Below are 22,902 nucleotides of genomic sequence, written 5' to 3'. Positions count from 1 at the left end.
TGACGCTAGCGGTTCTCGCTGAACGCCCGCAACGACGCCACCTGCTCGGGATCCAGGGACGGGCGCACATTGTCGCGGGCCTTGGCCACATCGTCGGTGGTCACATCGGCCGCATCGATCGACCGGCGCATCGCGGTCAGGGCCGCCTCGCGCAGCAGGGCCACGCAGTCGGCGGCGCTGTAGCCGTCCAATTCGTCGGCCAGGCTGTCCAGGTCGACATCGGGTGCCAACGGGATCGACTTCCCGGCGGTCCGCAGGATGTCCCGGCGCGCCTGCGCATCCGGCGGTTCGACGAACACCAGCTTCTCCAGCCGGCCGGGCCGCAGCAAGGCCGGGTCGATCAGGTCCGGCCGGTTGGTGGCTCCGACCACCACCACGTCACGCAACGGGTCGATACCGTCCAACTCGGTCAGCAGGGCGGCCACCACCCGATCGGTGACACCGGAGTCGTGGCTCTGCCCGCGCCGCGGCGCCAACGCGTCGATCTCGTCGAGGAAGACCATCGACGGGGCGGAATCGCGTGCGCGGCGGAACAATTCACGAACCGCCTTCTCCGATGCGCCGACCCACTTGTCCATCAGCTCGGCACCCTTGACGGCGTGCACGGACAGCCGGCCCGAACTGGCCAGGGCGCGCACCACGAACGTCTTACCGCAGCCGGGCGGTCCGTAGAGCAACACCCCACGCGGGGGCTGCACCCCGAGGCGGGCGAAGGTATCCGGGTGCTGCAGCGGCCACAGCACCGCCTCGGTGAGGGCTTGTTTGGTCTCGACCATATCGCCGACGTCGTCGAGGGTGACCGAACCGACAGCCACCTCTTCGGTGGCCGAACGGGACAGCGGGCGGATCACCGACAGCGCGCCGGTGAGGTCGTCCTGGCTCAGGGTGGGCGTCTGCCCGTCGGTGCTGGCCCGTGCCGCCGCGCGCAGCGCAGCTTCCCGGACCAGGGCGGCCAAGTCGGCCACGACGAAACCCGGTGTGCGTTCGGCGATCTCGTCGAGCTGCAGATCGGCCACGGGTACTCCCCGCAGCAACACCTCGAGCAGGGCCTTGCGGGTGCCGGCGTCGGGGAGCGACAGCCCCAGTTCCCGGTCGCACAGATCGGGTGCGCGCAGCCGGGTGTCGAGGTTGTCGGGCACCGCCGAGGTGGCGACGAACGCGACGCCCCTGGTGGCGATGGCATTGCGCAGCTCGGTGAGGATCAGCGTGGCCACGGGTTCCGGCGGCGCGGGCAGCAGCGCATCGATATCGGTGATGAGCAGCACCCCGCCGTCGCGAACCTTGGCGACCGCCGCGGCCACCGCGGACAGCCGGTCCTCGGCGCGCAACGCCCCGATCTCGGGGCCGTCGAGTTCGACCAGCGTGCGCTGGGCGCACACCGCCCGCACCAGCGTCGCCTTGCCGACACCGGCCGGACCGGAGACCAGCACGCCGAGATTGGCGGTGGCGCCCAGGGACTCCAGCAGCTGTGGTTCGTCGAGTGCGAGCTTGAGCCACTCGGTGAGCTTGCCCGCCTGCAGATGGGCGCCCTTGAGATCGTCGAACGGCACCGCCGAGGGTTCCGCGGCGGTGGTCCGCACCGGCCGGGACTCGGAGATCCCGTCACCCCAGGACACCATCGAGTTGGGTTGCACGCTCACCGTTCCGGCCGGGTCGACGCCGGTGACCGTGAGCAGCTCCGAAGTCCAGGTGATGCCGACCGAGGTGGTCAGTGCGGTCGTCGCATCCGAGGTGGAGGTGCCCGGACCCAGATCGCGCGGCAGCAGCGACACGGTGTCGCCGACGGACAACACCTTGCCCAGCAAGGCCATGCGCAGGGTGGCCGGGGACACCGACTGGGTGGCCAGCCGCGACCCGGTCAACGTCACCGATTTCGCGCCGTACACCGTCACCGGCGCCACCACCACCGTGGCGTTCTCGCGCAATCCGGCGTTGGACAGCGTGACATCGTCGAGCAGTGCCGCCCCGGCGGGCGTGCCGGCCGGGGCCACGCCGACGACTGCTGCGGTCGTGCGCGACCCCAGCAGCGAGACCGCATCCCATTCCCGGATGCCGAGTGCGGCGATGGCCTCCGGGTGCAGGCGCACCACACCGCGACGTGAGTCCAGGGCGGACGTGTTGAGCCGTGCGGTCAACGACAGCGTCATTGGCGGCCGGGCGGCTTGCGCAGGCCGAGACGGGATACCGAGCGACGGTGCGGCTGGGTGCGGCGGATGGCCCGCCGGGCCGCGCGCTGCTGACGCGGTTTGTCGTTCCAGGCCTCCGGATGCGCGGCCACCCAGCGCTTGCTGCGCACCGCGAAGGGGATGTGGATGACGTAGGCGAGGATGATCAGCATGATCACCACGTAGCCGTACAGCACCGAGGCGGCCACGCCGAGGGCCAGCAGGGCCAGCAGCGGGGCGACCATGTTGGGTGGGACGGAGAAGGTGTGCACCTTGCGCATCGGGATGGCGCTGACCACCAGCAGTGAGACGCCGATCATCCAGGCGATCACCAGGAACTCGGCGGCCGGGGTGTTCCACCATTCACCGGGGAACTGCAACTTCGCGGCGATCGGGCCGATGGCTCCGATCGCGCCGGCCGGGGCCGGCATGCCCATGAAGTACTCCTTCTCGTACGCCGGCAGATCGGCGTCGAGCATGGCGTTGAACCGGGCCAGCCGCAGCACGATGCACACGGAGAAGAACAGCACCACGATCCAGCCGATCTGCGAATGCGACAGCAGCGTGGCATAGACGATGAAGGCCGGTGCCACACCGAAGTTCACGGCATCGGCCAGCGAGTCGATCTCCTCGCCCATCTTCGAGGTGGCGTTGAGCATCCGGGCGGTGCGACCGTCGAGGGCATCCAGGATCGCGGCGACGGCCAGCAGCGCCATCGCCTCGGTGGGCCTGCCGTCCAGCGCGAACTTCACCCCGGACAACGCCAGGCAGATGGCCGCCACCGTCATGGCGCTGGGCAGGAACCGCAGACTCACCGTCGGCGATTTGATCCGGGCCTTGATCATTCTTCTCCGGCGATCATCGCAACTCAGCCAACACGGTTTCGCCGCCGATCGCACGCTGACCGATCTCGACGGCCACCTTGGCCGACTCGGGCAGGTACGTGTCCAGGCGCGAGCCGAACCGGATCAGCCCGTAGGTCTCACCGAGAGCGAGTTTGTCACCGGCGCGGGCGCTGCACACGATGCGCCGCGCCAGCAGGCCGGCGATCTGGACCGCGACCACGTCGACTCCGTCCGGCGTGCGGATCAGCAGGCTGTTGCGTTCGTTGGCCTCGCTGGCGGTGTCCTTGTCCGCGGACTGGAACCGGCCGGGCCGGTGTTGCACGGCCACCACTTCACCGGCCGCGGGTGCGCGCTGCACGTGCGCGTCGAACAGCGACAGGAAGATGCTGATCCGCAGCATCGGGGTGGCGGGCAGGCCGAGTTCGGCAGGCGGCAACGCCTGGTCGATCAGCGTCACCCGGCCGTCGGCGGGCGCCACCACGACGCCGGGCCGGGTCGGGGGTACGCGGGAGGGGTGCCGGAAGAACAGCGCGGAGAGGCTCGCGGCGCTCAGCCCGGCGTTGCGCAACCAGCGGCGGTGCCGGCCGAGTGCGGCGATTCCCAGCCCACCCGCGATGAACGGCAGGCCGGCCGGATGAACCGGAGGGACGGTGGAACGGACGAGTTCGGCGAAGCGTTGCGCTTCGGACGCGTTGTCGTCGGAGGGGCGGGCAGGTCTGGCCATGGCGGCTCCCGATTCTACGTGGACTCAGCCGGTTGACAGGTCCCAGACCAGAACCGGCGATCCGGCTGCCAGATGGTCGACATCTTCGGGGATGTCGAGCAGACAGTTCGACGACGCCAGCCAGCGCAGATGGTGGGAGGCGGGCGGCCCGTAGCCGGTGACGGTGGTTCCGGCGAGCACACCGCGACGGAACTGCCGCTTACCTCGCGGCGAGGTCAGGTCTTCGGTCAGGGTTGCGGTCACCCGTGGGCGGTCGGCCGGTAGGCCCATGGCCGCGCGCAGCGGGGCGCGGACGAACACTTCGAAGGAGACCAGCGAGCTCACCGGGTTGCCGGGCAGCGTGACGACGGGCGTGCCGGTATCGGATGCCGCCGGCAGTCCGGCTCCGGAAATCCGGCCGCTGCCCTGCGGCATCCCCGGCTGCATCGCCACCTTCACGAACTCGACCTCATCGGCCAGCGCGTCCTTGACCACCTCGTAGGCGCCCGCGCTGACCCCACCGGTGGTGATGATCAGATCGGCGTCGCCGGTGTGGGTGACCAGCGCGTCCCGGAAGGCGTGCACATCGTCGCTCACCACGGGGGAGAAGAGCACCTCGCCGCCGGCGTCGCGGACGGCGGCGGCCAGCATCACGGCGTTGGATTCGTAGATCTGGCCGGGCAGCAGCGGGGTCCCCGGCGCCACCAGCTCCGAACCCGTCGACATCACCAGCACGCGCTGGCGCGGCAGCACCGTCAGCTCGCCGAAACCCAGGGCGGCGGCCAGGCCCAGCGCCGCCGGCGTGAGCACCTGGCCCCTGCGCAACACCGTCGTACCGGCGGCCACGTCCTCACCGGCGCGTCGGATGTGCTGGCCGGTCCGGGCGGCGGTGCGGATGGCCACCGTGGTCGCGGTGGTCGAGAAGTCTGCGTCGGTGGCCTCCACCGGAACGACGGCAGTCGCCCCGGCGGGGAGCGGTGCGCCGGTCATGATCCGTTGTGCGGTACCGGGTTTCAGTGCGCCGGTGTCGGTCCGTCCGGCCGGGATGTCGTCGGCGACCGGCAGCCTGACGGGATGTTCGGCGGTGGCCGCGGCGATATCGTCGGCGTACACCGCGAACCCGTCCATCGCCGAGTTGTCGAACCCCGGCAGGGGGAGCGGGGCCACCACGTCAGCGGCCAGCACCAGTCCGAGCGCATCGGTCAGCGGCACCGCGACCGGGTCGCGTGGCGCGATCAGACTCGCGACGACGCGTTGATGTTCCTCGACGGATCGCATCAGACCGGGAACGTCACGCCGGTCAGCTCTTCGGATACCGCCCACAGTCGGCGCTGCAGGTCCGCGTCGTGGGACTGCGCCGAGGAGGTGACCAGTTCGGGGTAGCCGACCAGTCCGAAAGAGGCGACCGGGAGGGACGGGCCGTAGTACTGGGCGCCACGTACGGCCGGATCGGTGGCGGCGCGCAGGGTGGCCAGCGCGCCGACTGCGGGGCTGTTGGTGACCAGACCGGACAGCGTGCTGAATCCGGGCAGGCCGTTGCCCGGGGTGTGGCGCATCAACTCGGTGTTGGAGATACCCGGATGCGCGGCCACCGCGATGGTCGGGTTGTGATGGGAGGAGAGACGCCGTTGCAGCTCATAGGTGAACAGCAGATTGGCCAGTTTGGACTGCCCGTAGGCGGCGACCCGGTTGTAGCTCCGTTCCCACTGCAGATCGTCGAAGTGGATGCCGGCCTGGATGCGGTGCGCGATGCTGGCGACCGCCACCACCCGCGAACCGGCAACCGGCAGAAGGCGATCCAGCAACAGTCCGGTCAGTGCGAAGGCACCCAGGTGGTTGGTGCCGAACTGCAACTCGAAACCGTCGGCGGTGGTCTGCTTGGGCGGGTACATCACCCCGGCGTTGTTGATCAGCAGGTCGATCTTCTCGAACCGGGTCCCCAGCTGTTCGGCGGCTTCCCGCACGGAGGCCAGCGAACCCAGGTCCAGTTTCTGGACCGTCACATCGCCGGTGATCCTGGCTGCGGCGGCCTCACCTTTGGCGGTGTCGCGGACCGCGATGACCACGCGCGCGCCGCGGCCGGCGAGCACCCGGGCCGTCTCGAAACCGAGCCCGGTGTTGGCGCCGGTGACGATCGCGATCCTGCCGGTCTGGTCCGGAACATCTCTCTCGGTCCAGCGTTCTCCAAAAAGCGCGAGTGGCCCCATGACGCGCAACACTACTGGGCGGCCCGAGTTGCGCAGAAAGGTTGGCCGTTTACTGTCGGCACATGGCGATCGGTGGCGTGCTGTTCGATATCGACGGTGTCCTGGTGACATCGTGGCAACCGATTCCGGGCGCGGCTCAGGCGTTGCGCACCCTGTCCGAACACCAGATCGCCCGCAGCTACCTGACGAACACCACCACCCGTACCCGCACCCAGATCGCCGACCTGCTGAGCACCGCGGGCATGACCGTCGCGCCGGACGAGGTCGTGACCTCGGCCCTGCTCACCGCCGAATACGTGCGCGACCGGTATCCGGGGGCGCGATGTTTCCTGGTGAACAGTGGCGATATCGCCGAGGATATGGCGGGTGTGGACATCGTCTACTCGCACGAGTTCACCGGGCCCACCGCACCGGAGACCCCGGATGTGGTGCTGCTCGGCGGGGCCGGGCCGGAGTACACCCACCTGACCCTGAGCTGGGTCTACGACTGGATGGCCCAGGGCGTGCCGGTGGTGGCGATGCACCGCAGCACCGCGTGGACCACCAGTCACGGCCTGCGGGTGGACACCGGGATGTATCTGATCGGGATGGAGGAGACGTCGGGGCGCAAGGCCACCGCCGTCGGTAAGCCCGCGCCGCAGGGTTTCCTGGCGGCCGCGAACCGGCTCGGGGTGGATCCCGAGGAGATGTACATGGTCGGTGACGACCTCAACAACGATGTGCTCGCCGCCCAGGTGGTCGGCATGACCGGGGTGCTGGTGCGCACCGGAAAGTTCCGGCAGGCCACCTTGGACCGTTGGGCCACAGACGAATTCGCGATGCAGCCGAACCACGTCATCGACTCGGTGGCCGATCTGCCGGCGCTGTTGGGGCTCTAGCCGCCGGCGACCTCGCGCTGCATCTCGCGCACCGCGTCGATGCGTTCCTGCAACTGCTCACGGGTGGCCGCGGCGACCGGCGGCCCGCCCCGGCGGCGGCGCAGCTCGTTGTGGATCCAGCCGTGCGGCCGGCCGGTGCGGTGGTGGAACGCCGACACCAGCACGTTGAGCTCGCGGCGCAGATCGCGCAGCTGGTTATGGGTGGTGGGGGGCGGCACTGCACCGGACGCCGTGCGCTTCTGCAGCTGCGCGTCCTGGCGGCGGTTCAGCAGGTCGCGCATCTGGGTGGTGTCCAGCAGGCCGGGGATACCGAGATAGTCGGCCTCCTCGTCGCTGCCCGCGGGAGTGGCGGTGCCGAAGGACGACCCCTCGAAGATCACCTGGTCCAGTTCGGCCTCGGCGCCGAGGTATTCGAAACCCCGGTCCATATCGGACTTCTCGTCCTTGCGCTTCTCGGCGTCGGCGAGCAGCTCGTCGTCGAGCCCGTCGGATTCCCGGTGCGGTTTGCCCAGCACGTGATTGCGCTGCGCCTCCATCTCCGAGGCCAGCTGCAGCAGGTTGGGCACCGAGGGCAGGAAGATGCTGGCCGTCTCGCCGGGCCGGCGGCTGCGCACGAACCGGCCGATGGCCTGGGCGAAGAACAGCGGGGTGGACGCACTAGTGGCGTACACGCCGACGGCCAGGCGGGGTACGTCGACGCCCTCGGACACCATGCGGACCGCGACCATCCAGCGGCTGCTGGAGTCGGAGAACTGCGAGATCTTGTTCGAGGCCGTCGGGTCGTCGGACAACACGACGGTCGGTTCCTCACCGGTGAGGGTGGTGAGCAGTTTCGCGTAGGCGCGGGCCGCGGTCTGGTCGGAGGCGATGACCATGGCGCCGGCGTCCGGGACGTGCTGGCGCTTCTGCTGCAGCCGGGTGTCGGCGGCCGCGAGCACCGCGGGCATCCATTCGCCCGCCGGGTTGAGTGCGGTGCGCCAGGCGCGCGCGGTCTGCTCGGCGGTGAGCGGCTCGCCCAGGCGCGCGGCGTGTTCTTCGCCGGCGCTGTCACGCCAGCGGGCCTCACCGGAGTAGGCCATGAAGATCACCGGGCGGACCACGCCGTCGGCGAGCGCATCGGCGTAGCCGTAGACGTGGTCGGCCTGCGAGCGCTGGAATCCGGCGCCGTCGGTCTCGTAGTTGACGAACGGGATGGGGCTGTCATCGCTGCGGAACGGGGTACCGGTCAGGGCCAGCCGGTGGGTGGCGTCGCCGTACGCCTCGCGGATGCCGTCACCCCAGCTCTTCGCGTCTCCGCCGTGGTGGATCTCGTCGAAGATGACGAGCGTCTTGTGGTTCTCGGTGCGCACCCGGTGCCGGGTGGGGTGGCTGGCCACCTGGGCGTAGGTGACGGCGATGCCGTGGTAGTCGCTGGAGGTGTGGCCGGCGGAGTTGCTGAATTTGGGGTCGATCGCGATGCCGAGCCGGGCCGCGGCCTGTGACCACTGGGTCTTGAGGTGTTCGGTGGGCACCACCACGACGACCTGCTCGACGGTGCGGTCGCTCAGCAACTCTCCGGCGATGCGCAGGGCGAAGGTGGTCTTGCCGGCGCCCGGGGTCGCGACAGCCAGGAAGTCCTTGGGCTTGGCAGACAGATACTTCACCAATGCCCGGCGTTGCCAGCCCCGCAAAGCCTGGGTGCTGGGTCCCCCGGCGCCGGAATTCGGCACTTCGTACGGCCGCACCCGAGACTCCTATCTGGTCGAAGGGCAGTCTAGGGCAAGGGGTTCCGGGTGCGCATACCCGCAGCACGTGTCGCGGGTGGGCGCGCCGGTCAGACGAAGAAGTTGTCGTTCTTGACGAACCATTCCGCGCATTCGGCATCGGTCATGTCGGCGAGCGCGCCCATGTTCTCGAAGTAGTGCTCGCGGGGCGCGCCGGGAGCAAAGAGCATCAGCAGCGACGCGGGCGCGTCGGCGGTGTTGCGGAAGCCGTGGATACCGCCCGGCGGTACATAGAGGAAGTCGTTGACCCCGGCGGTCGACCAGTCGGTGCCGTCGTGGATCTCCACTTGGCCGCCCAGGACGAAGAACGCCTCGCTCATCGCGCGGTGGTAATGCGGGGCGGGGCCGCCGCCGCGGGGGCTGATCTCGACCCGGTACAGGCCGTAGTCGCCGTCGGTCTGCTGTTGATTCGCCAGGTAGTGATACTTGACCAGACCGAAGGCGTCGTAGTCGGCGGGCTGGTCGCCGCGGCGCACCCAGGCGCTCACCTCGGGATCGTCCGCGGTGTAGCGGGGCGGCGGGTAGGGCGGCACGATCAGCGACATCCGGTTCACCCTACGTCGGCCGCGCCCCAGCAAACCCACAGTTGCGCGACACAGTCCGTTCAGAGTCGGTGCCTAGCCTCCGGACAGGTGATGACCAGGCGGATGTTCCTGGCGGCCGGGTCCGCCACCGTCGTGGCCTGTGTGTCGGCGCCGCGGGCGTCGGCGGCGCTGGACCCGGCGGCGGTGGTGGGGCAGAACGGCCGGCGGGTGCCCACCCAGTGGGGGATGGCGCTGCCGGGGATCGCCACGTCGTTCGAGCCGAACGGCAGGGAGCTCGCCCTGACCTTCGACGCCTGCCGGGGCGGCTGCGATGACGCACTGCTGGACACCTTGAGGCGCAACCAGGTTCCTGCCGTGCTGTTCTTCAACGCCAAATGGATCGACCAGCACCCCGACCGGGCCGCTGCGCTGGCCGCCGACCCGTTGTTCGAGATCGGCAACCACGGCACCAGACATGTGCCGCTGTCAGTGACCGGCCGTTCCGCCTACGGCATCGCAGGCACCCGCTCGGCGGCCGAGGTGGTCGACGAGGTGTGGGCCAGCCATCAGAAGATCGCCGCGCTGACCGGAAAGCCCCCGACCTGGTTCCGGCCCGGCACGGCGCATTACGACGATGTCGCGGTGGCGATCGTGTCGGAACTCGGTGAGCGGCCGCTGGGGTTCACGGTCAACGGTGACGCCGGGGCGACGCTGCCGGCGGCGAAGGTGCGTGCCACCGTGCTGGGCGCCGCCCCGGGGGCGATCGTCATCTCGCATATGAACCACCCGGAGGGCGGGACGGCCGCCGGGTATGCCGCCGCGATCCCGCAGTTACGCGCGGCCGGATGGGAGTTCGTCCCACTGCGTGACCGGGTGGTCCAGTGAATCGGGGTAGGTCACGCCGGTGAGCTCCTCGGACACCGCCCACAGCCGGCGCTGCACCTCGACGTCATAGGAGTATTCGCTGGACGTCACCACCTTGGGGTGGCCCTTCTGTTCGGCGAAGCCGTCGGGCCCGTAGTACTGACCGCCCAGCGCACCGGGATCGGTGGCGGCCCGCAGTGTCGGCAGCGCGCCCATCGCGGCTTCCTGGAACAGCGCCCGTGCGACCGGGAGGGCCAGCTGGAAGGCGCGCGGCAGGTGTCGCGCGAGTTCGGTGTCGGAGCCGCCCGGGTGCGCGGCCAGCGCTATGGTGCGCTGTCCGGACAGCCGGCGCTGGAGCTCATAGGTGAACATCAGATTGGCCAGCTTGGACTGGCCGTACGCAACGAGCCGGTTGTAGTCGCGCTCCCATTGCAGATCCTCGAACCGGATGGCGCGGGCGAAGCGGTGCCCGATACTGCTGACCGTCACCACGCGGGAACCGGGCACCGGCAACAGCCGGTCGAGCAGCAGGCCGGTAAGGGCGAAGTGGCCGAGGTGATTGGTGCCGAACTGCAGCTCGAACCCGTCGGCGGTGGTCTGCTTGGGTGGGGTCATCACCCCGGCGTTGTTGATCAACAGGTCGATGGTGTCGTACGTGCTCTTGAGTTCGTCGGCGGCCTCCCGGACCGAGGCGAGCGAGCCGAGGTCCAGTCGCTGCACCACGACATCGCCGCCGATCCGCTCGGCGGCCGCGCGGCCCTTGTCCAGATCGCGGACGGCGAGTACGACGTGTGCACCCTTGGCGGCGAGCGCCGTCGCGGTTTCGTACCCGAGGCCGGTGTTGGCGCCGGTGACGACGGCGGTGCGGCCGGTCTGATCGGGAATGTTGGCGGCGGTCCAGTTCGGCATGAGAAACTCCTTGAGAGGGTTAAGCGGAGTGTGTCCTCCGGTTGGTTCCGACTATACGGAACGCACGCCCCGCTTGTTTGTTCCCGGAGGTGGTGTTGATGCGCGCCGATGCGGCCCGTAACCGTGCGCGGGTGCTCGAGGTCGCCTACGAGACCTTCGCGTCCGACGGCCTCGGTGTGCCGATCGATGAGATCGCGCGCCGGGCCGGCGTCGGCGCAGGCACGGTCTACCGGCACTTTCCCGCCAAGGAGGACCTCTACCGGGCCGTGGTCGCCGAACGGATCCGCACCATCGTCGACGAGGCCCGAAGCCTGCTGGGCTCGGGGGATCCGGGCGCCGGGTTGTTCGACTTCCTGCGGTCGATGGTGCTGCAGTGGGGTGCCGCCGACCGGGGCCTGGTGGACGCACTGGCCGGTGTGGGCATCGACATCAACTGCGTCGTCCCGGAATCCGAAGGGGAGTTCCTGGCGATCCTGGGCGAGCTGCTGGCCGCCGCGCAACGGGCCGGGTCCGTGCGCGCGGACGTCACCGTGCCCGAGGTGAAGGCGTTGCTGGTGGGCTGCCAGGCCATCCAGGCCTACAACCCCGCGGTTGCCGAACATGCCACCGACGTGGTGCTCGACGGGCTTCGCGCTCAGTGAAGCACCTTGCACTCGCCATGGTCGAGTGCTAAGAACGTAGTTGGCACTCTCGATACGTGAGTGCTAGGTCGGGACGGTGAGGCTAGGGAGCACACCCCAGCCGTCCGTCGCGGGCACTGCGCCCGACCAACAGACGTGCAATTCCCAACCGGAGGAATCACTTCGCAATGGCCAAGACAATTGCGTATGACGAAGAGGCCCGTCGCGGCCTCGAGCGGGGCCTCAACGCCCTCGCCGACGCCGTAAAGGTGACGCTCGGCCCCAAGGGTCGCAACGTCGTCCTGGAGAAGAAGTGGGGCGCCCCCACGATCACCAACGATGGTGTGTCCATCGCCAAGGAGATCGAGCTGGAGGACCCGTACGAGAAGATCGGCGCCGAGCTGGTCAAAGAGGTCGCCAAGAAGACCGATGACGTCGCCGGCGACGGCACCACCACCGCCACCGTGCTGGCCCAGGCCCTGGTTCGCGAAGGTCTGCGCAACGTCGCAGCCGGCGCCAACCCGCTCGGCCTGAAGCGCGGTATCGAGAAGGCTGTCGAGGCTGTCACCGCTCGCCTGCTCTCGACCGCCAAAGAGGTCGAGACCAAGGAGCAGATCGCTGCCACCGCCGGCATCTCCGCCGGTGACCAGTCCATCGGTGACCTGATCGCCGAGGCTCTGGACAAGGTCGGCAACGAGGGTGTCATCACCGTCGAGGAGTCCAACACCTTCGGCCTGCAGCTGGAGCTCACCGAGGGCATGCGCTTCGACAAGGGCTACATCTCGGGTTACTTCGTGACCGACGCCGAGCGTCAGGAAGCGGTCCTCGAGGATCCCTACATCCTGCTGGTCTCCGGCAAGGTGTCGACGGTCAAGGATCTGCTCCCGCTGCTGGAGAAGGTCATCCAGTCCGGCAAGCCGCTGCTGATCATCGCCGAGGACGTCGAGGGCGAGGCCCTGTCGACCCTGGTCGTGAACAAGATCCGTGGCACCTTCAAGTCCGTCGCCGTCAAGGCCCCGGGCTTCGGTGACCGCCGCAAGGCCATGCTGCAGGACATCGCCATCCTCACCGGTGGCCAGGTCATCAGCGAAGAGGTCGGCCTCTCGCTGGAGACCGCCGATGTCGCGCTGCTGGGCACCGCCCGCAAGGTCGTCATCACCAAGGACGAGACCACCATCGTCGAGGGCTCGGGCGACTCCGACGCCATCGCCGGCCGGGTGGCCCAGATCCGCGCCGAGATCGAGAACAGCGACTCCGACTACGACCGCGAGAAGCTGCAGGAGCGCCTGGCCAAGCTGGCCGGCGGTGTTGCGGTGATCAAGGCCGGAGCTGCCACCGAGGTGGAGCTCAAGGAGCGCAAGCACCGCATCGAGGACGCCGTCCGCAACGCGAAGGCTGCCGTCGAAGAGGGCATCGTCGCCGGTGGTGGCGTGGCTCTGCTGCAGTCGGCTCCGGCGCTCGACGAGCTCAAGCTCGAGGGTGACGAGGCCACCGGCGCCAACATCGTGCGCGTCGCGCTGTCGGCTCCGCTGAAGCAGATCGCCTTCAACGGTGGTCTGGAGCCGGGCGTCGTCGCCGAGAAGGTGTCGAACCTGCCCGACGGTCACGGCCTGAACGCCGCGACCAACGTGTACGAGGACCTGCTGGCCGCCGGCGTTGCCGACCCGGTCAAGGTCACCCGCTCGGCGCTGCAGAACGCGGCGTCCATCGCGGCGCTGTTCCTCACCACCGAGGCCGTCGTCGCCGACAAGCCGGAGAAGGCCGCCGCACCTGCGGGCGACCCGACCGGTGGCATGGGCGGTATGGACTTCTAAGTCCTTTCACGAGAAAAGCCCCGGTGCGCTCTGCGCACCGGGGCTTTTTCGTTTCTGGGGGTTATCCCCGGCGAGAAAGTCGTCAATGCTCGCCTAGCGTCGGACTGTGACCGTTGCATGGACCCCCTGGCAGAAGCTCGCGTTCCGGCTGTTGTTCACCGTCGGCGGCGGGATCCTCATCCTGTCCGTGTACGGCAATCTCGGGCTGTCGGTGGTGTTTCACCCGCTGCTGCAAGCGCTCGCCAACCTCGGTAGCTTCGTCGTCCGCGGCGAAGGTGCGCACCTGGACATCGCCGGTGCGGCCGACTCGCTGGCGGCGTGGTGCTATCACCTGGGCTGGATCCTGGTGGCGCTGTTCATCACCGCGGTGTGGACCGTGCTGGATCGGCGGCGGCCCGACTATCGCGGGCTGGCCGCGCTGCTGCACGTGTTCGCCCGCTTCGGTCTGGCGATCTCGATGCTGGTGTACGGATTGGCCAAGTTCATTCCGGCGCAGATGGCCTACATGAGGCTGCCCGGCTATCAGATCCAGATGGTCGGCGATGTCAGCTCGATGAACGTGCTGTGGGGGTTCATGGGTGCCTCCGACCCATACACCATGGCGGCCGGCGCGGTCGAACTCGCTTCCGGCGCACTGCTTCTGTGGCGCAGGACGTGGCTGCTGGGTGCGCTGCTGGCAGTCTTCGCGATGGGGCAGGTCTTCCTGCTCAACCTGTGTTACGACGTTCCGGTCAAACTCGTGTCCGGACAACTGCTGATCGTCGCGATCGCCATCACCGCACCCTACTGGCGCAGCCTGGCCGGGGTGGTGCTGCGCGGCGAAACGCCCCAGCCGGTTACGGCCCGGCTGCGGCGCACCGGCACCGCGGTCAAGTTCGTCATCGCGGCAGCGGCCGTCGTACTGGCGGCGACGGGCGGGGCCATCACCTTGCGCCAGATCAATGATCGACAATCCGATGTCGACGGTGTGTGGAGCGCAACATCTTTCACCGTCGACGGCAGACCGGCAACGTTGGATCAGGTCTCGCCCGCGCCGTGGACCAACATTGCGATCACCGACCGCGACGGTGACTACACCAGCGTCGTCACCCAGGTCCCGGCCGGCTATGTCACCGTCTACGACTACGAGATGCAGGACGATCGGCTGCAGCTCAAGCAGACCGAGACGGACACGGCGATCGTGCTGAGATTCCGGCAGGACGAGCCCGATCGGCTCATCCTGACCGGCACCGTGGACGGGAAAGAGATCGAAGGTCATTACCAACGGAGATACCTGCAGCGCAGTGAATCACATTTCCGGCTGATCCAGCCGGAGGTCGAGCAGAACCCGGCGGCCCGGCTGCCGTAGCTCTATTTCTCCAGCGGTCGGCAATCGTTGCGGGCGGCCGCCTTACGGTGCAGCACGGCGTGCGCTGGACGCATCCGCACGTGATCGCCGGCGAGTTCGGCCCGGCCGTCGACGATGAGGGTGAACCCGCCCGGCTCGCGGGGCGGCCAGAGGACGGTGACGTCCGGGTGCGCCGCGACGTTACGACCGGTGGTGGTCCCCGCCGGGCCGGTATCCAGCACGCCCTCGGTGAGAACAGGTTCGACGGCGATGATGTGGGCGCAGAAGTCTTCACCGACGGTGATCAGATAGCCGGATCCGAACTCGGTCAGTGTGCCGGCGAGCTTGTCGAGATCCACGGGCACGCTCATGACGGTGACGATACGCCTGACTTGTCGTACCCCTCTGCGAGAATGGTGTCATGTCCAGTACCGCAACATCTTTGGCCGCAGGGGAGCGGCTGGAGGTGTTGTTCGACGAGATCGCCGAGTTGTGCGGGCAGCGCAATGCGATCGACGGGCGGCTGGTGCAGATCGTGGCCGAGTTGGAGCGCGAGGAGCTCGCCGGTTTGACCGGCGTGCGCTCCATGTCCGCTCTGGTGGCCTGGAAAACCGGGGTCGCCCCGCGCAACGCCGAGACCGTCGTGGCGATCGCACGGCGGCTGCAGGAGTTTCCGCGCTGCACCGAAGCCCTGCGGGAGGGCCGGTTGTCGCTGGATCAGGTCGGGGTGATCGCCGAACGCGCGGCCGAGGGCTCCGATGAGCACTACGCCGAACTCGCTGCGGTGGCCACGGTCAGCCAATTACGTACCGCGGTCAAGATGGAACCGCGACCCGATCCCGAGACACCGCCCGAATCCGGACCCGAGGTCACCACAACCTCCACCGGGGAGCGGTACACCACCTACCGGATCCGGCTACCGCGGCTCGAAGCCGCGAAATTCGATGCCGCGCTGCAGTCCCACCACGACGCACTGATCGCCGAACACCCCACCGACACCGAGGAAGCATTCCCGACGCGGATCGATGCGTTCATGAGCCTGGTCGAGGCCGGCTGGGACACCGACGTGGCCCGCCGCCCGCACGGCCAGCACACCACCGTCGTCGTACACCTCGACATCGACAAGCCGGTCGCATCACTGCACCTGGGCCCGATCCTGTCCGACGATGAACGCCGCTACCTGCTCTGCGATACCACCTGCGAGGTGTGGTTCGAACGCCACGGCCAACCGATCGGCTCCGGCCGGACCACCCGCACCATCAGCCGCCGCCTGCGCCGCGCCCTGGAGCACCGCGACCGCTGCTGCGTCGTGCCGGGCTGCGCCGCCACCCGAGGACTGCACGCCCACCACCTTGAGCATTGGGAAGACGGCGGGCACACCAACCTCGACAACCTGGTCTTGCTCTGCCCGTTCCACCACCGCATGCATCACCGCGGCGGCCTCACCCTCACCGGACCCGCAGACCGGCTGGCCATCACCGACAGCGACGGCCGAAAACTCGACCGCGGATCCTTGGCCCGCCCACCCACCACACCGGCACCCGAGGTCCCGCCCTACCCCGGACCGACCGGGGAACGCGCCCAATGGTGGTGGTACCACCCCTTCGAACCCCAGCCGCCGCCGAGCGACAACTAGATATCGGCCAACGGCGTCGGCTTGAGCGCCAGCGTGGCGGCCACACTGATCACCGCAGTGCCGGCCAGGTACGCGCACGCGATCCACGGTGCACCGCCCGCGGCACCGATCAGCGCGGTGAGGATCAGCGGGGTCAGGCCCGACGCGTACACCCCGGACAGCTGATACACCGTCGACAATCCGGTGTAGCGGATCCGGGCCGGGAACAAGGACGCGTACAGCGTTCCCTGCGCCCCGTAGAACAGGGCGTGGATGACCCCGAACACCACCAGCATGGCCACCGCGTACAGCGCGATGTCCTTGGTACCGAACAAGGCGAACACCGGGAACACGGCCACCCCATAGGCCGCGATGCCGGTGGCGTAGACGCGTTTGGCGCCGTACCTGTCGGTCAGTAGCCCCGAGACCGGAAGCAACGCGGCCATCAACAGTGCGGCCACCGTGACCGACACCAGCACCGGCACCTTCTCCAGCTTCAGCGTGCCGGTGGCGTAGGAGATGGCGAAGACGCCCCAGGTGTTGAAGGCCGCACCCTCGCCCCAACGCGACAGCATGCCCAGCACCGTCGAGCGCAGCACCGGCGGCTTGAACACCTCGCGCAGCGGCACGGCGGCGCGCTCGTCGCTGTCGCGCACCTTCTCGAAAGCCGGTGTCTCACTGGCGCGTAGCCGCACCACGACACCGAACACCACCAACGCGATGCTGAGCAGGAACGCGATGCGCCAACCGTAGGCCAGGAACGCCGCATCCGAGAGCGTGGCCTGCAGAACGGCGAACACCCCGGTTCCCAGCGCCAACCCGAGGGCCAGCCCGATCTGAGGGACGCTGCCGAACAGGCCCCGCTTCTGGGTGGGACTGTGCTCGACGGCCAGCAGCACCGCGCCGGCCCATTCACCGCCGAGTGCGAAACCCTGCACGATGCGCAACAACAGCAGCAGGATCGGCGCCGCGATACCGATCTGCGCCGCCGTGGGCAGCAGACCCATCAGCGCGGTGGCCCCGCCCATCAGGAACATCGTCAGCGCGAGTGTCTTCTTGCGGCCGATGCGGTCCCCGACGTGGCCGAACACGAACCCGCCGATGGGGCGCACCACGAAGCCGACCGCGAACGTCGCGAACGACAGCAGCGTGCCGACGAACGTCGTCTGGTCCGGGAAGAACGCATGGCTGAACACCAGGCTTGCCGCGGTGGCGTAGAGGAAGAAGTCGTACCACTCGATGGTGGTGCCGACCAGGCTCGCCCACAGCGCGGTGCGCGCCTGAGGAGAGAGGGTCCGGCCCTGGTCGCCGGGGGCCGGTGCGGTCACAGTCACGGAGATCAATCAACCCACATGGCTGCGTCGGGTGACCAGATTTGGACACAGCGTGATTCGAAATGGCGCCGCGGCTCACGAGGCGGCGCGCAGCCATATCTCCGTGCAGGTCTTGCGTGCCTGTGTCAGGCGGGCGGGCGACACCCGGGAGGCTTGATAGAAATTGCGTTCGATCATCCAGCACAGTGCCTCGGCGATCGCCGACGACTGGTCGGGCCCCTTGCCGGCGGGCACGCCCATGTGCTCGAGGATGGCGGTGATCGCCGCGATGAAGATATCGGCGGTCGCCTTCCACAGCTCGTCGAGTTGCGGGATGGTGGTGGCAAGGTCGATCGCGGTACGCATGACGACACCGTGCTCGCGCCACAGATCCTCGGTCCGCCTCATGGCGGTGTCGATCGCCTGCGCCCCGCTGGCGGCGTCTTCGGTTGCGGCGCGCGACTTCTCGTGCAGTACCGCGACGGTGCGAGCGAACAGGGCGGTGATGACCTCTTGTTTCGATCCGAAATAGAAGTAGAGCGCGCCTCGGGTGATGCCGGCACCTTCGGCGACGTCGGCGATCGTCATCGCGTCGTACCCGATGGTGCTCAGCAACTGTTCGGCCGCGTCCAGGATCGCGGCCTCGCGGAGGTCGCCCTTGCGTGGTTCGCCGGATCGCCGCCTGGTCAACTGGCCACGATCTGGTGTCCGTCGGCGAAATCGGTGCTGCGCGACAACGAGTCCCAGGCCGCGATATCGGCGTCGACGGCATCCCGTCCGGCACGCACCAGTCGCAGCGCGTCGGATCCAAGCACGAGATGGCGGGGCGGCTCGGCGGCATCGACGATGGTCAGCATGGCCGCGGCCGCCTTTGCCGGATCGCCGAGCTGATTGCCGCTGGCTTGTTGCCGCGCGCGGCGGATCGGCTCGAACACCGCGTCGTAGTCGTCGATGGCGCGCTCGGCGCGGACCATCGACCGACCCGCCCAATCCGTCCGGAACGATCCGGGTTCGATTGCGGTCACGTGGATCCCGAACCCCGCGACCTCCTTGCCGATGCTCTCCAGCAGGCCTTCGAGTGCGTACTTGCTGGCGCAGTATGCCGAAAGTCCCGGCACCGTCATCAGTCCACCCATCGAGGTGACGGCCATGATGTGCCCGGCCCGGCGCTTGCGCATGTACGGCAGGACCGCCTGCACGGTGGCGGCGGCACCGAAGACGTTGGTCTCGAACTGCGCGCGCAGCTCCGACAGTGGCGTCTCCTCGAAGACGCCCTCCAATCCGTAACCCGCGTTGGCGATCACGACATCGATCGGGCCGATCGACGCCTCTGCCTCCGCGACGGTGTCGACGACCGCCCCGTGGTCGGTGACATCGACGATCTGGCCATGCGCGCCGGGGTGCAGGCTCTCGAAAGCGGCCAGGTCGGCGGATTTGCGCACCGTGCCGATCACGGTATGTCCGGCGTCCAGCGCCCCTTGCGCAAACGCGCGGCCGAGCCCGGTGCTGACTCCGGTGATGAAGAACGTCTTGGTCATGACACCACGGTACGCGCTAATCGACACTGTGTCGATTATTGTATTCGTTGTGCAGATCAGGCGGGTGCGGGTTGCCGCCCGCGGATGAGCTTGCCCGGCAACGCATCGGTGGGCACCCCCCGCTCGGCGATGATCTCTCCGGACACGATCGTGGCGACGTAGCCTTCCGCGGTCTGGTCGAGGCGGCGCCCGCCGGCAGGCAGGTCGTAGGCCACCGTCGGCTTGTGCAACCGCAGTGCGCCGTGGTCGATGACGTTGAGGTCGGCCTTGTAGCCCACGGCGATGCGGCCGCGGTCGGCCAGCCCGGCCACCCGGGCCGGCACGGTGGTCAGCTCCCGCACCGCGTCGGCGACACCGAGTCGGCCGGCGGCCCGGTCCCGCGCCCAGTGCGTCAGCATGTAGGTGGGAAAGCTTGCATCGCAGATCATTCCGTAATGCGCTCCGCCGTCGCCGAGGCCCAGCACCACATCGTCGCGGCGCACCAGCTCCGCGACGGTGTCCAGCGAACCGTCGCGGAAGTTGGCCAGCGTGATCAGCAGCATGGCGTGGCCGTCATCGTCGAGCAGCCGGTCGTATGCCTCCTCGGCGGGAGTGACCCCGCGGGCGGCGGCGCGCGCGGCGATACTGTCCGACCGGCTCGGTTCGTAGTTCGGCGGGTCGCCCAGCGGGAAGATCCAGTCGAACGCCTGCACGGCGAACATCAACGGATGGCCGTCGCTGGCCGGGGAGTCGTTCAGGATGCGTTCCCGCACTTCGGGTTTGCGCATCTCGGCGACACGTTCGGCCAATGGCAGATGGGCGATCTCGCGGTAACTCGGATACGTGATGAACGGATTGCCGGACAACTCGAGCCCGATCACCAGGCCGATGGGTCGCGGGAAGATCTGCGCGGTGATCTCACCGCCGTTCGCATTCGCCTTCTCCACCATGCGTAGCGCATCCAGATGCAGTGCGGGTCCGGCATTGCCGATCGCCAGCGTGAACGTGACGGGCAGGCCGACATCGGCCGCCACGTCGAACACCGATTGCAGCGCCTGTTCGTAGTCGGCGGCCAACAGGTCGGGCACGAACTGGATCAGTCCGCCACCGGCGTCGTCCACACCCCGCGCGATGGCCTCGATCTCGGCCTGGGCCGCGTCATAACTCGGAATCGGCTGCCCGCTCTCGGTTTTGTGGATGGTCAGCCGCGACGAGGCGAAACCGAGGGCGCCGACGTGCACCGCCTCGGCCGCGAGCTTGCGCATCTGGGACAGGTCTTCCGCGGTGGCGGGTTCACGGTCGACGCCGCGCTGACCCATCACGTACACCCGCAGCGGGGAGTGCGGCAGGAACGCGGCGACGTCGATGTCGCGTTGTCGCGACGCCACCGCGTCGAGGAATTCCGGGAAGGTCTCCCAGGTCCACGGCAGGCCGTCGACCATCACCACGCCGGGGATGTCCTCGACACCGGCCATCACGTCCACCAGCGTCTCGTGGTCCGCGGGCCGGCAGGGCGCGAAACCGACCCCGCAGTTGCCCATGACGGCCGTGGTGACGCCGTGCGAAGAGGACGGGGTCATCCGGTCCGACCAGATGGCCTGCCCGTCGTAGTGGGTGTGCAGGTCGACGAATCCTGGGGTGACCAGCAGGCCGGTGGCGTCGATCTCCCGGGTGCCGCGGCCGGTGACGGATCCCACCGCGGTGATCACACCGGCGGTGACGGCGACATCACCGGCGTACGGCTGCCCGCCCGATCCGTCGACGATGGTGCCGTTGCGGATCACGAGGTCGTGCAGATCCTCGTCGCTTCGCTTTGTCATACGTCGAACCTACGATGCCAGGATGATCGATCACCTGGGAATCAACTGTGCCGACTTCGCCAAGTCGCGGGAGTTCTACGACACCGTCCTCGGTGTCCTCGGCGTCACCCGGCAGATGGACGTCGAGGTGGCCATCGGCTACGGCCGCAACGGCAAACCCGATTTCTGGATCGCCGATATCAACGCCGGCGACGCCACCGGGCCCAACCGTGAGGTGCACGTGGCCTTCCAGGCCGCCGACGCCGAGGCCGTGCAGAAGTTCTACGACGCGGCCGTCGGCCTGGGCGCCGAATCGCTGCACGCGCCCCGGCTGTGGCCGGAGTACCACCCGGGTTACTTCGGTGCGTTCGTGCGCGACCCCGATGGCAACAATGTGGAAGCCGTGTTCCACGGGGCCTGACGGGAATCATTCCGCCGGGCGGCCGTTGGTACCGGGTATGAGCACACCGACCGTTGAAGCGCGCCTCACGACACCCTTCGGCTTCGACTCCACCGCGGCCGACGTGATCGCCGGGGCCGATCTGTCCGGTAAGACCGCGATCGTCACCGGCGCCTCGTCCGGCATCGGTGTGGAGACGGCGCGCGCCCTGGCCGGTGCCGGGGCCGCCGTCACCCTGGCGGTACGGGACGCGGACGCCACCGAGTCCATCGCCGAGGAGATCCGCCACAGCACGGGCAACGACGCGGTCTCGGTCTCGACGCTCGATCTGAGCCGGCCGGACAGTGTCGTGGCCTTCGCGACCGCCTGGACCGGGCCGTTGCACATCCTGGTCAACAACGCCGGGGTGATGGCCGTCCAGCATCTGACCCGCACCGAAGGTGGCCACGAGCTTCAGTTCGCGACCAACCACCTCGGGCATTTCGCCCTCGCGATCGGCCTGTACGACGCGCTGCGGCAGGCGGGCGGGGCGCGCATCGTCTCGGTGAGTTCGGCGGGGCATCTGCGTTCGCCGGTGGTGTTCGACGATATCGACTACGCGTTTCGCGAGTACGACCCGTTCGGCGCGTACGGGCAGAGCAAGACCGCGAACGTGCTGTTCGCCGTCGAAGCGAGCCGGCGCTGGGCCGGGGACGGGATCACCGCCAACGCGCTGATGCCCGGCGGGATCGCCACCGCACTGCAGCGGCACCTCCCACTCGGCTACAACGACGCGGCCCGGGAGCAGTTCCGCCAGGCGGGCTCCCGGTTCAAGAGCGTCGAACAGGGCGCGGCCACCTCGGTGCTGCTGGCCGCCTCGCCGTTGCTCGACGGTGTCGGTGGCCGGTACTTCGAAGACTGCAATGAGGCCGTCGTCGTCGAGTCTCGCGACGGGGGGATCGGCGGAGTGGCGCCCTACGCGCTGGATCCGGAGAACGCCGAGCGGCTGTGGGACGTGTCGTTGGCGATGTTGTGATCGGGAGCCGTGATCGGGTGCCGTGATCGGGGTGGTCGTCGGTGGGCGCGGGTAGCGTCGGGACCGTGGTCGAATCCGATATCACCGCCGCCCGTGAACTGCTGAGAGACTCCTTCACCCGACTCATCGAGCATGTCGATGAGCTGACCGGTGACCTCACCGAGGAGCTGTCCTCGTGGCGCCCGACGCCCGAGGCCAACAGCATCGCCTGGCTCATCTGGCACAGTGCGCGCTGCCAGGATCTGCAGCTGTGCGATATCGCCGGTGCCGAGCAGGTGTGGACACGCGACGGATGGCGTGAGCGGTTCGCGCTCGACCTGCCGGCCAACGACATCGGTTACGGGCATACGCCCGACGAGGTCGGGAAGGTGCGGGCGCCCACCGCACTGCTGGCGGGCTACTACCACGCGGTGCACAAGGTCACCCTGGAGTACATCGCCTCGGTCACCGATTCGGAGCTGGCCCGCATCGTCGACCAGCGCTGGACCCCGCCGGTCACCGCGAGCGCGCGGTTGGTCAGCATCATCGACGACTGCGCCCAGCACCTCGGGCAGGCGGCATATGTGCGAGGTATCGCGCCTCGAAGTTGACAGGTGTCAACCCCGGTGCGAGCTACGTCACACG

22 protein-coding genes are annotated in these 22,902 nt (G+C 68.7%); 9 read left to right on the top strand and 13 right to left on the bottom strand.

Going from position 1 to position 22,902, the window contains the following annotated elements:
• Nucleotides 1-5 precede the first annotated feature (5 nt).
• From H7J86_RS10575 to H7J86_RS10555, 5 genes are read right to left on the bottom strand one after another with little or no spacing between them, the layout of a single operon-like run.
• Nucleotides 6-2,147 carry an AAA family ATPase gene (locus tag H7J86_RS10575; protein WP_187098186.1) on the bottom strand — a complete coding sequence of 714 codons (2,142 nt, stop codon included), beginning with the start codon at nt 2,145-2,147 and terminating at the stop codon, nt 6-8.
• Nucleotides 2,144-3,010 (bottom strand): CDP-alcohol phosphatidyltransferase family protein, encoded by an 867-nt coding sequence (locus H7J86_RS10570; RefSeq protein WP_090358945.1) that lies wholly within the window; start codon nt 3,008-3,010, stop codon nt 2,144-2,146. The genes H7J86_RS10575 and H7J86_RS10570 overlap by 4 nt, the downstream gene beginning before the upstream one ends.
• A gap of 13 nt (nt 3,011-3,023) precedes the next feature.
• Nucleotides 3,024-3,734: a phosphatidylserine decarboxylase gene (locus H7J86_RS10565; RefSeq protein WP_267290854.1), complete on the bottom strand. Its 711-nt coding sequence runs from the start codon at nt 3,732-3,734 to the stop codon at nt 3,024-3,026.
• A 24-nt stretch (nt 3,735-3,758) separates the two neighbouring features.
• Nucleotides 3,759-4,991 carry a molybdopterin molybdotransferase MoeA gene (gene moeA, locus H7J86_RS10560; RefSeq protein ID WP_090358948.1) on the bottom strand — a complete coding sequence of 411 codons (1,233 nt, stop codon included), beginning with the start codon at nt 4,989-4,991 and terminating at the stop codon, nt 3,759-3,761.
• Entirely contained in the window at nt 4,991-5,920 is a 930-nt protein-coding gene (locus H7J86_RS10555; RefSeq protein WP_267290852.1) for an SDR family NAD(P)-dependent oxidoreductase, read from the bottom strand. Before H7J86_RS10555 ends, moeA begins: the two co-directional genes overlap by 1 nt.
• A gap of 62 nt (nt 5,921-5,982) precedes the next feature.
• On the opposite strand from H7J86_RS10555, the gene H7J86_RS10550 reads away from it, so the two are divergent.
• Nucleotides 5,983-6,798, top strand: coding sequence for an HAD-IIA family hydrolase (locus H7J86_RS10550; protein WP_090358950.1), 816 nt, complete (start codon nt 5,983-5,985; stop codon nt 6,796-6,798).
• Here the strand turns inward: H7J86_RS10550 and H7J86_RS10545 are convergent.
• Nucleotides 6,795-8,522, bottom strand: coding sequence for a DEAD/DEAH box helicase (locus tag H7J86_RS10545; RefSeq protein ID WP_235632896.1), 1,728 nt, complete (start codon nt 8,520-8,522; stop codon nt 6,795-6,797). The genes H7J86_RS10550 and H7J86_RS10545 overlap by 4 nt on opposite strands.
• Nucleotides 8,523-8,611: 89 nt before the next feature.
• Nucleotides 8,612-9,106: a cupin domain-containing protein gene (locus tag H7J86_RS10540; RefSeq protein ID WP_267290850.1), complete on the bottom strand. Its 495-nt coding sequence runs from the start codon at nt 9,104-9,106 to the stop codon at nt 8,612-8,614.
• 90 nt (nt 9,107-9,196) lie between these two features.
• On the opposite strand from H7J86_RS10540, the gene H7J86_RS10535 reads away from it, so the two are divergent.
• Nucleotides 9,197-9,970 (top strand): polysaccharide deacetylase family protein, encoded by a 774-nt coding sequence (locus H7J86_RS10535; protein ID WP_187099220.1) that lies wholly within the window; start codon nt 9,197-9,199, stop codon nt 9,968-9,970.
• Here the strand turns inward: H7J86_RS10535 and H7J86_RS10530 are convergent.
• Nucleotides 9,917-10,858, bottom strand: a complete 942-nt coding sequence (locus H7J86_RS10530; RefSeq protein WP_267290848.1) for an SDR family NAD(P)-dependent oxidoreductase — start codon at nt 10,856-10,858, stop codon at nt 9,917-9,919. The genes H7J86_RS10535 and H7J86_RS10530 overlap by 54 nt on opposite strands.
• A 98-nt stretch (nt 10,859-10,956) precedes the next feature.
• Here H7J86_RS10530 and H7J86_RS10525 point away from each other — a divergent pair, with 98 nt between their 5' ends.
• The 3 genes from H7J86_RS10525 to H7J86_RS10515 all read left to right on the top strand — a co-directional run bounded on the left by H7J86_RS10525 (nt 10,957) and on the right by H7J86_RS10515 (nt 14,640).
• Nucleotides 10,957-11,499, top strand: coding sequence for a TetR/AcrR family transcriptional regulator (locus tag H7J86_RS10525; RefSeq protein ID WP_090359023.1), 543 nt, complete (start codon nt 10,957-10,959; stop codon nt 11,497-11,499).
• Between the two features lie 167 nt (nt 11,500-11,666).
• Nucleotides 11,667-13,292 carry a chaperonin GroEL gene (gene groL / locus H7J86_RS10520; protein WP_090358955.1) on the top strand — a complete coding sequence of 542 codons (1,626 nt, stop codon included), beginning with the start codon at nt 11,667-11,669 and terminating at the stop codon, nt 13,290-13,292.
• A gap of 106 nt (nt 13,293-13,398) precedes the next feature.
• The gene (locus H7J86_RS10515) at nt 13,399-14,640 is read left to right on the top strand and encodes a hypothetical protein (protein ID WP_267290847.1); all 1,242 of its coding nucleotides are present in this window, start codon (nt 13,399-13,401) and stop codon (nt 14,638-14,640) included.
• A 2-nt stretch (nt 14,641-14,642) separates the two neighbouring features.
• On the opposite strand, the gene H7J86_RS10510 is transcribed toward H7J86_RS10515, so the two are convergent.
• The gene (locus tag H7J86_RS10510) at nt 14,643-14,990 is read right to left on the bottom strand and encodes a pyridoxamine 5'-phosphate oxidase family protein (RefSeq protein WP_267290845.1); all 348 of its coding nucleotides are present in this window, start codon (nt 14,988-14,990) and stop codon (nt 14,643-14,645) included.
• Between the two features lie 50 nt (nt 14,991-15,040).
• On the opposite strand from H7J86_RS10510, the gene H7J86_RS10505 reads away from it, so the two are divergent.
• Nucleotides 15,041-16,255 carry an HNH endonuclease signature motif containing protein gene (locus H7J86_RS10505; protein ID WP_267290843.1) on the top strand — a complete coding sequence of 405 codons (1,215 nt, stop codon included), beginning with the start codon at nt 15,041-15,043 and terminating at the stop codon, nt 16,253-16,255.
• On the opposite strand, the gene H7J86_RS10500 is transcribed toward H7J86_RS10505, so the two are convergent.
• The 4 genes from H7J86_RS10500 to H7J86_RS10485 form a co-directional block, all read right to left on the bottom strand.
• Nucleotides 16,252-17,568: an MFS transporter gene (locus H7J86_RS10500; RefSeq protein WP_090360458.1), complete on the bottom strand. Its 1,317-nt coding sequence runs from the start codon at nt 17,566-17,568 to the stop codon at nt 16,252-16,254. The genes H7J86_RS10505 and H7J86_RS10500 overlap by 4 nt on opposite strands.
• A gap of 75 nt (nt 17,569-17,643) precedes the next feature.
• Complete coding sequence (locus H7J86_RS10495; protein WP_372517251.1) at nt 17,644-18,237, bottom strand: TetR/AcrR family transcriptional regulator; 594 nt, start codon at nt 18,235-18,237, stop codon at nt 17,644-17,646.
• Nucleotides 18,234-19,085, bottom strand: a complete 852-nt coding sequence (locus tag H7J86_RS10490; protein WP_267290841.1) for an oxidoreductase — start codon at nt 19,083-19,085, stop codon at nt 18,234-18,236. The genes H7J86_RS10495 and H7J86_RS10490 overlap by 4 nt, the downstream gene beginning before the upstream one ends.
• Nucleotides 19,086-19,141: 56 nt before the next feature.
• Nucleotides 19,142-20,884 carry an N-acyl-D-amino-acid deacylase family protein gene (locus H7J86_RS10485; protein ID WP_267290839.1) on the bottom strand — a complete coding sequence of 581 codons (1,743 nt, stop codon included), beginning with the start codon at nt 20,882-20,884 and terminating at the stop codon, nt 19,142-19,144.
• Between the two features lie 22 nt (nt 20,885-20,906).
• Here H7J86_RS10485 and H7J86_RS10480 point away from each other — a divergent pair, with 22 nt between their 5' ends.
• The 3 genes from H7J86_RS10480 to H7J86_RS10470 all read left to right on the top strand — a co-directional run bounded on the left by H7J86_RS10480 (nt 20,907) and on the right by H7J86_RS10470 (nt 22,868).
• The gene (locus H7J86_RS10480; RefSeq protein ID WP_090360447.1) at nt 20,907-21,284 is read left to right on the top strand and encodes a VOC family protein; all 378 of its coding nucleotides are present in this window, start codon (nt 20,907-20,909) and stop codon (nt 21,282-21,284) included.
• 37 nt (nt 21,285-21,321) lie between these two features.
• Nucleotides 21,322-22,278: an SDR family NAD(P)-dependent oxidoreductase gene (locus tag H7J86_RS10475; protein WP_267290838.1), complete on the top strand. Its 957-nt coding sequence runs from the start codon at nt 21,322-21,324 to the stop codon at nt 22,276-22,278.
• 65 nt (nt 22,279-22,343) lie between these two features.
• Complete coding sequence (locus tag H7J86_RS10470; RefSeq protein ID WP_170847351.1) at nt 22,344-22,868, top strand: mycothiol transferase; 525 nt, start codon at nt 22,344-22,346, stop codon at nt 22,866-22,868.
• Nucleotides 22,869-22,902: the final 34 nt, after the last annotated feature.

This window comes from Mycobacterium hackensackense (assembly GCF_025822555.1).
Classification (GTDB): Bacteria; Actinomycetota; Actinomycetes; order Mycobacteriales; family Mycobacteriaceae; genus Mycobacterium; species Mycobacterium fluoranthenivorans.
This window is presented reverse-complemented; position numbering and strand designations above follow the sequence as displayed.

Excerpts from the sequence above, each read along its gene's own strand:
- H7J86_RS10575 (WP_187098186.1), bottom strand. The coding sequence starts at position 2,147 with ATGACGCTGTCGTTGACCGCACGGCTCAACACGTCCGCCCTGGACTCA.
- H7J86_RS10570 (WP_090358945.1), bottom strand. The coding sequence starts at position 3,010 with ATGATCAAGGCCCGGATCAAATCGCCGACGGTGAGTCTGCGGTTCCTG.
- H7J86_RS10565 (WP_267290854.1), bottom strand. The coding sequence starts at position 3,734 with ATGGCCAGACCTGCCCGCCCCTCCGACGACAACGCGTCCGAAGCGCAA.
- moeA (WP_090358948.1), bottom strand. The coding sequence starts at position 4,991 with ATGCGATCCGTCGAGGAACATCAACGCGTCGTCGCGAGTCTGATCGCG.
- H7J86_RS10555 (WP_267290852.1), bottom strand. The coding sequence starts at position 5,920 with ATGGGGCCACTCGCGCTTTTTGGAGAACGCTGGACCGAGAGAGATGTT.
- H7J86_RS10550 (WP_090358950.1), top strand. The coding sequence starts at position 5,983 with ATGGCGATCGGTGGCGTGCTGTTCGATATCGACGGTGTCCTGGTGACA.
- H7J86_RS10540 (WP_267290850.1), bottom strand. The coding sequence starts at position 9,106 with ATGTCGCTGATCGTGCCGCCCTACCCGCCGCCCCGCTACACCGCGGAC.
- H7J86_RS10535 (WP_187099220.1), top strand. The coding sequence starts at position 9,197 with ATGACCAGGCGGATGTTCCTGGCGGCCGGGTCCGCCACCGTCGTGGCC.
- H7J86_RS10530 (WP_267290848.1), bottom strand. The coding sequence starts at position 10,858 with ATGCCGAACTGGACCGCCGCCAACATTCCCGATCAGACCGGCCGCACC.
- H7J86_RS10525 (WP_090359023.1), top strand. The coding sequence starts at position 10,957 with ATGCGCGCCGATGCGGCCCGTAACCGTGCGCGGGTGCTCGAGGTCGCC.
- groL (WP_090358955.1), top strand. The coding sequence starts at position 11,667 with ATGGCCAAGACAATTGCGTATGACGAAGAGGCCCGTCGCGGCCTCGAG.
- H7J86_RS10510 (WP_267290845.1), bottom strand. The coding sequence starts at position 14,990 with ATGAGCGTGCCCGTGGATCTCGACAAGCTCGCCGGCACACTGACCGAG.
- H7J86_RS10505 (WP_267290843.1), top strand. The coding sequence starts at position 15,041 with ATGTCCAGTACCGCAACATCTTTGGCCGCAGGGGAGCGGCTGGAGGTG.
- H7J86_RS10490 (WP_267290841.1), bottom strand. The coding sequence starts at position 19,085 with ATGACCAAGACGTTCTTCATCACCGGAGTCAGCACCGGGCTCGGCCGC.
- H7J86_RS10485 (WP_267290839.1), bottom strand. The coding sequence starts at position 20,884 with ATGACAAAGCGAAGCGACGAGGATCTGCACGACCTCGTGATCCGCAAC.
- H7J86_RS10480 (WP_090360447.1), top strand. The coding sequence starts at position 20,907 with ATGATCGATCACCTGGGAATCAACTGTGCCGACTTCGCCAAGTCGCGG.
- H7J86_RS10475 (WP_267290838.1), top strand. The coding sequence starts at position 21,322 with ATGAGCACACCGACCGTTGAAGCGCGCCTCACGACACCCTTCGGCTTC.